Source organism: Burkholderia sp. Tr-20390, assembly GCF_017104595.1.
Lineage (GTDB): Bacteria > Pseudomonadota > Gammaproteobacteria > Burkholderiales > Burkholderiaceae > Burkholderia.
Genome location: NZ_JAAGPC010000113.1, coordinates 21,452 through 28,179, shown reverse-complemented (window position 1 = coordinate 28,179; position 6,728 = coordinate 21,452). Strand labels below are relative to the sequence as shown.

The following is a 6,728-nucleotide window of genomic DNA, read 5'->3' as shown; positions in this document are numbered from 1 at the left end:
TTCGATCAGGCGGGCGCGCATGCGTTCGCGTCGCTCCGCCGCGACGCGGGTCCGATGGTCAACGGTCGTTTCATTCATGGCGGGAATTATACGGCGACGCAACAGACGCTCCGGCTGGCTAGGTGAAAACGAGTATATTGTCACGATGACAAATATCTCATTATTAAAACAAGCAAGCCTGATCAACCGTCTGGAGCGACTCCGCCGTGAATGCCCCGTTCATGACTCACGCAATGACCCAACGCACCGTTCGAGTCGGTGCGCGAACCATTTCCTTTACCGAAGCGGGCGAGGGCCCGGTGGTGCTCATGCTCCACGGCGGCGGCCCCGGCGCTTCCGGCATGTCCAATTACGCGCGCAATGTCGGTGCGCTCGCGTGCGTCCACCGCGTCGTCGTGCCCGACATGCCCGGCTATGGCAAATCGACGAAGGGCCTGGATCGCGGTGACCCGTTCGGCGACCTGGCTGCGAGCATGCTCGGGATGCTCGATGCGCTGCGTATCGAGCGCGCGCACATCCTCGGCAACTCGCTGGGTGGCGCCTGCGCGTTGCGCATGGCGATCGAGCGGCCGGCAGCGGTCGGCCGTCTCGTGCTGATGGGGCCCGGCGGCGTGGATACGACGCGTGGGTTGCCGACGCCCGGCCTCAAGCGTCTGCTGAATTACTACAAGGGCGAAGGCCCGACATTGCAAAAACTCGCGACGTTCATCCGGGGCGACCTCGTCTACGACGGCAGCCTGGTATCCGATGCGACGCTCCAGGAGCGCTTTCAGTCCAGTATCGACCCGGAGGTCGTCGCCAGCCCGCCGTTGCTCGGCCCCAAGGGCATTCCGCAATTCAGGAAACTCGACTTCACGCGCGATCCGCGTCTGGCCGGCGTGCAAAACCCGACGCTCGTGTTGTGGGGAACGGAGGACAAGGTCAATCGACCGAGCGGTGCCCGCTCGCTGCAGCGGCGCATGCCGAACTGCGACGTGCACCTGTTCAGCAAGACCGGCCACTGGGTGCAGTGGGAGCGCGCTGACGAATTCAACGCGATGGTAGTGGCATTTCTGGCCGAAGACGGCGCCGACGCGCCCGTCTTCCGCCGTGTTTGAGGTGGAGCGCGTCGCCATGCCGACCATCGCCAGCTCGCCGGCCTCGCCCGACACGTTGTTCGGTCGCGTGCGTCTTGGCTATTTGCTGATCGAATCCGTCCGACTGGACGCCTGGAGCACGTTCGTCACGGAGGGGCTAGGGCTGCATGCGGATCGTCCGCAGCCCACGTTGCTCGCCTGCCGGATCGATGCGCATCAGCGCCGCTTGATCGTTCATGAAGGACAAGCGGAAGACGTCACCGCGATCGGCTGGCAGCTGGCCGACGACGCGGCGTTGAAGCTTGCGTTCGAGCGGCTGTCCGCGTTCGGCATCGAGGTGCTGCAGGGCAGTGCGGACGAAGCCGCGTTGCGAGGGGTGACGCGCTTCTGGCACTTCACCGGACCGAAGCGGTTGCGCACCGAGTTGTTCACCGACGCGGGGCTGACCGATTCGCCGTTGCAGATGAAGGCAAGCGGATTCGTGACAGGCGCATCGGGCCTCGGGCACGTCGCGATCACGACGCGTCAGCCGGAAGCGATGCAGGCGTTCTGGAAAAAGGTATTCGACGCGCGCCTGTCCGACGAAATCGAGGACAAGATCGACGGCCTGAATCTCGATTTCGCATTTCTGCGGCTGAACGAGCGCCACCATTCGCTCGCGACCGCGGCGACGCGCGGGATTCGCCTGAATCCGCTGCGCACGCAGATTCACCACCTGAATCTCCAGTGCGCGTCACTGGACGATGTGACGCAGGCCTATTTGCGATGCAGGTCGATGGGATACCCGATCGCCAATGCGATCGGCCAGCACCCGAACGACCGCGAGCTTTCGTTCTATGTGCAGACGCCGTCCGGTTTCGAGATGGAACTCGGCTGGAACCCGATCGTCGTGGACGAGCGCGCGTGGAGCACGACGACCTACCGCGGGATCAGCCTGTGGGGCCATCGCCCGGAGAACCTGACGTTGCGCGCCCGGCTGGGCCGCGCGCGACGCGCGTTCGCGTCGCTGCTGCATCCGGAATTCATCATCCAGGGAGACCAAACATGAGCGTAGTGCATCAGGACGATGCGTGCGACGTCGCGATCGTGGGGCTGGGGCCGACCGGCCTGGTGCTCGCACACCTGCTCGGCCAGGCGGGCCACCGCGTCGTCGTGCTCGAGCGCGAACCGGTGTTTTACGGTAATGCCCGCGCTGTTTATACCGACGACGAATGCATGCGGATTTTCCAGCATCTGGCGGTGGCCGACGAACTGCAGGCGCGCATGATGATGGAAACGCCGGTGCAGCTCGTGCGCCCCGACGGCACGCCGATCACGCAGTACATGCCGCGCAAGCGACCGCTCGGCTGGCCGATCATCAATTTCTTCTATCAGCCGTATCTCGAAACGACGTTGTCCGACACGCTGTCGCGCTATCCGAACGTCACGATCCGGCGCGGGCGCGAAGTCGTCGATTTCTCGCAGGACGCCGACCGCGTCGACATCGTGCACCAGGCCACGCGCGATGCGCGCTTCAGCGAAGCCACGGATGCGCGTACGCGCTTGAGTGCGGAACCCGATGTGCAATCGCTGCGGGCGCGGTACATGGTCGGAGCGGACGGCGGGCGCAGCATCGTGCGCACGCGACTCGGCATCGACATGGCCGGCAAGAGCTTTCCCGAACCGTGGCTCGTCGTGGATATCGAGCGCAAGCCCGGAACGGACGCACTGCGCCACCTGCCGTACTTCAATTTCGTCGTCGACCCAAAGCTGCCGGTCGTGAGCTGCGTGCAGCCCGACAAGTTTCACCGCTTCGAATTCATGCTGATGCCCGGTGAAACGAAAGAGAACATGGAGCGACCGGAGACGGTGCGCGCGTACCTGTCCCGGTTCGTCGATCCGGACCAGTTCGTCGTCAAGCGCAAGCTCGTTTATACGTTCAATGCGCTGATCGCGGCCAAATGGCGGATCGGCCGCGTGATGCTCGCGGGCGACGCGGCGCACATGACGCCGCAGTTCATGGGGCAGGGTGCCAGCTCCGGCGTGCGCGACGCGTACAACCTCGGGTGGAAGCTCGACCTCGTGCTGCGCGGCGCCGCCGGCGATGCACTACTGGACACCTACCAGTCGGAGCGCCACGCGCACGCCAAGGCGATGATCGACGTGTCCGTGCTGCTGAAGAATGTCGTATCCGTACGCAATCCGCTGGGCACGTTCGTGCGCGACACGTCGCTCGCGGTCATCCGGATGATCCCGCCGCTCAGGCGCTGGTTTCAGGAGGGCGGTTTCAAGCCGGCGCCCGTGTACAGGAAGAACGCGTACATCGGGCTGCCGCGGCGCCGCCGCAACGGCCCGGAGGGGGCGCTTGCCCCGCAACCCGAAGTGCGCCGGTTCGACGGCGCGAGGCAGCGGATGGACGACGTGCTCGGGCGCGGATTTTCGCTCGTTGGCCTGAACGTTGATCCGTCCCGGTATCTGGATGCCGCGTCCGCTGAAGTGCTGCAGGCGTTGTCGGTGCGGTACGTCACGCTCTATCCGTACGGAGGACGTCCGCAGGGGCTCGAGGGCGTCGAGCGCGACAACCGCAACGGTGGCGCACCCGAGGTCGAGGACATTGACGGCAACATGATCGCGTGGTTCGCGAAGGCGGGGTTTCGCGACAAGGCCGTGGCGATCCTCAGGCCGGACCGGTTCGTATTCGCCGTCGTACCCGTGACCGAACTCGATCGCACGGTGACGCGCCTGCGCGACCAGCTCGGCGTGCCGAATACGGGCGGCGGTACCCGCGCGGCCGTGCCGGCCGATGCGGCGTCGTTCGCCAGGGCTGCCTGAATTCCGACTCTTTCATTCCGCCAATCATGTGTCCCTTACCTGACGATTCCCGTATTCATGCCGCCGCCGACGCACTGCGCAATGCGCGCGCGACGCGCACTCCGGTCGAACCGATTGCCGAGCGGTTCGGCATTGCCGGGCTCGCTGCCGCCTATGCGGTGGCCGAAGCGAACACGGCGGCGCGAACCGCTGCCGGCGCGCGCATCATCGGCAGGAAGATTGGATTGACATCGCTCGCGGTGCAGCGGCAACTCGGCGTCGACCAACCTGACTTCGGCGTGCTGTTTGACGACATGGAGTATCTCGACGGCGACGACGTGCCGATGGATCGCTTGCTGCAACCGAAGATCGAGGCCGAGGTCGCGTTCGTCGTCGGTCGCGATCTCGACGACCACGCACCGAGCTACAGCCGCGTCGTGTCGTCGCTGGCCTATGCGTTGCCGGCGCTCGAGATCGTCGACAGTGCAATCGCCGACTGGCGGATCACGCTAGAGGACACCGTCGCCGACAATGCGTCGTGCGGCGCGTACGTGCTCGGCCATCAGCCGGTGTCGCTCGGCCGGCTTTCGCTCGGCGAGCTCGGCATGACGATGACCAAGCACGGCGACGTCGTCTCGACCGGCGTCGGTGCAGCCTGCCTTGGCCATCCGTTGCGCGCGGTCTATTGGCTCGCTCGTACGATGGCGCGTCATGGACAGGGCCTGCGTGAAGGTGACGTGATCCTGTCCGGTGCGCTTGGCCCGATGGTGGCGGTGGCGAGCGGGGACGCGATTCACGCGCAAATCGGCGCGCTCGGCAGCGTGCATTGCCGTCTCGTCACAGGAGCCGCTCAATGAGCAGGAAACTCAAGGTTGGCATCATCGGCAGCGGCAACATCGGCACGGATCTGATGATCAAGATCCTGCGGCACGGCGAACATATCGAGATGGGTGCGATGGTCGGGATCGACGCCGCGTCGGACGGGCTGGGGCGTGCAGCCCGGATGGGCGTCGCCACGACGCACGAAGGCGTCGAGGGGCTCGCGCGGATGCCCGCGTTTGCCGACATCGACATCGTGTTCGATGCGACGTCTGCATCGGCCCACGCGTACAACGATGCGTTCCTGCGCACGATCAGGCCCGGCATCCGCGTGGTCGACCTGACGCCGGCGGCGATCGGTCCGTACTGCATTCCGGTGGTCAACGGCGCGCGCCATCTGGATGCACCCAACGTCAACATGGTGACGTGCGGCGGACAGGCGACGATCCCCATGATCGCGGCGGTGTCGCAGGTCACCAACGTCCACTACGGCGAGATCGTCGCATCGATCTCGAGCCGGAGCGCGGGACCGGGCACGCGTGCCAACATCGACGAGTTCACCGAGACGACGGCGCGCGCGATCGAAACGGTCGGCGGCGCGGCAAGAGGCAAGGCGATCATCGTGCTCAATCCGGCCGAGCCACCGCTCATGATGCGCGATACGGTATACACGCTCAGCGATTTCGCCGACGAAGCGCGCATCGAGGCCTCGGTCGCGCGGATGGTGGACGCGGTGCAGTCGTACGTGCCGGGCTACCGCCTGAAGCAGCGCGTGCAGTTCGATCGCATCGAATCCGATCGGCCGATTCGTATTCCGGGTGTCGGCGAACGCATGTCGGGCCTCAAGACTTCGATCTTCCTCGAAGTCGAGGGGGCCGCCCACTATCTGCCGGCCTACGCCGGCAACCTCGACATCATGACGAGCGCGGCCCGGGCGATGGCCGAACAGGTCGCCGCCCGCATGCTGCGCGACGCAACGTGAGAACGCCGCCCATGGACAAGAAGGTCTATATCTCCGATGTGACGCTGCGTGATGGCAGCCACGCGATTCGTCACCAGTACAGCGTGGCGCAGGCGCGGCAGATCGCGACGGCGCTCGATGCCGCGCGGGTCGATTCGATCGAAGTCGCGCATGGCGACGGCCTGCAGGGCGGCAGCTTCAACTATGGTTTCGGCGCGCATACCGACCCGGAATGGATCGCGGCCGTCGCCGAGGTCGTCACCCACGCGAAGGTCGCCACGCTGCTGCTGCCCGGTATCGGCACCGTGCACGATCTCCGTGCCGCGTACGACGCGGGCGCACGCATCGTGCGGGTCGCCACGCATTGCACGGAAGCCGACATTTCCCGCCAGCACATCGAATTCGCGCGTGAACTCGGCATGGAGGCCGTGGGCTTCCTGATGATGAGTCACATGCACACGCCCGCCGGCCTGGCCGAGCAGGCGAAGCGGATGGAAAGCTATGGCGCGACCTGCTGCTACGTCGTGGATTCCGGCGGTGCGATGAACATGAATGACGTGCGCGACCGCGTCCGCGCGTTCAAGGATGTGCTGAAACCCGACACCGAGGTGGGCATTCACGCGCACCACAACCTGAGTCTCGGTGTGGCGAACTCGATCGTCGCGGTCGAGGAAGGGTGCGATCGTGTGGACGCGAGCCTGGCGGGAATGGGAGCCGGGGCGGGGAACGCACCGCTCGAGGTATTCGTCGCGGCAGCCGAGCGCCTCGGCTGGCGTCACGGCACGGATCTGTACCGGCTGATGGATGCGGCGGACGATATCGTCCGGCCGCTGCAGGACCGCCCGGTGCGCGTCGACCGGGAGACGCTTGCGCTCGGTTATGCCGGCGTGTATTCCAGCTTTCTGCGCCATGCTGAACTGGCTGCCCGGAAATATGATCTCGGTACGGTCGATATCCTCGTCGAACTAGGGCGGCGCGGCATGGTGGGCGGTCAGGAAGACATGATCGTCGACGTGGCGCTGGATCTGTCGAACGCCCGGGACGCATCCCGAGCGGCGACGTAGGTAGGCGGCGTTTCGATA

The 6,728-nt window shown here is 65.6% G+C and carries 6 protein-coding genes; all 6 read left to right on the top strand.

All coding sequences use genetic code 11. The features are described 5' to 3' along the window. Window positions 1–233: 233 nt before the first annotated feature. The 6 genes from G3N98_RS25920 to dmpG are packed head-to-tail and all read left to right on the top strand — an operon-like array spanning window position 234 to window position 6,710. Window positions 234–1,097, top strand: coding sequence for an alpha/beta fold hydrolase (locus G3N98_RS25920; protein ID WP_206149581.1), 864 nt, complete (start codon window positions 234–236; stop codon window positions 1,095–1,097). A gap of 16 nt (window positions 1,098–1,113) precedes the next feature. Next, complete coding sequence (locus tag G3N98_RS25915; protein ID WP_089474897.1) at window positions 1,114–2,124, top strand: VOC family protein; 1,011 nt, start codon at window positions 1,114–1,116, stop codon at window positions 2,122–2,124. Then, on the top strand, window positions 2,121–3,887 hold the full coding sequence (locus G3N98_RS25910) for a bifunctional 3-(3-hydroxy-phenyl)propionate/3-hydroxycinnamic acid hydroxylase (RefSeq protein WP_089474896.1): 1,767 nt from the start codon (window positions 2,121–2,123) through the stop codon (window positions 3,885–3,887). The genes G3N98_RS25915 and G3N98_RS25910 overlap by 4 nt, the downstream gene beginning before the upstream one ends. A 26-nt stretch (window positions 3,888–3,913) precedes the next feature. After that, on the top strand, window positions 3,914–4,723 hold the full coding sequence (locus G3N98_RS25905; RefSeq protein ID WP_175238503.1) for a fumarylacetoacetate hydrolase family protein: 810 nt from the start codon (window positions 3,914–3,916) through the stop codon (window positions 4,721–4,723). Continuing rightward, window positions 4,720–5,667 (top strand): acetaldehyde dehydrogenase (acetylating), encoded by a 948-nt coding sequence (locus G3N98_RS25900; RefSeq protein WP_175238504.1) that lies wholly within the window; start codon window positions 4,720–4,722, stop codon window positions 5,665–5,667. The genes G3N98_RS25905 and G3N98_RS25900 overlap by 4 nt, the downstream gene beginning before the upstream one ends. Before the next feature lie 11 nt (window positions 5,668–5,678). Then, a complete protein-coding gene (dmpG, locus tag G3N98_RS25895) occupies window positions 5,679–6,710 on the top strand; it encodes a 4-hydroxy-2-oxovalerate aldolase (protein ID WP_089474893.1) in 1,032 nt (343 codons plus the stop codon). The last annotated feature ends 18 nt before the right edge of the window (window positions 6,711–6,728 follow it).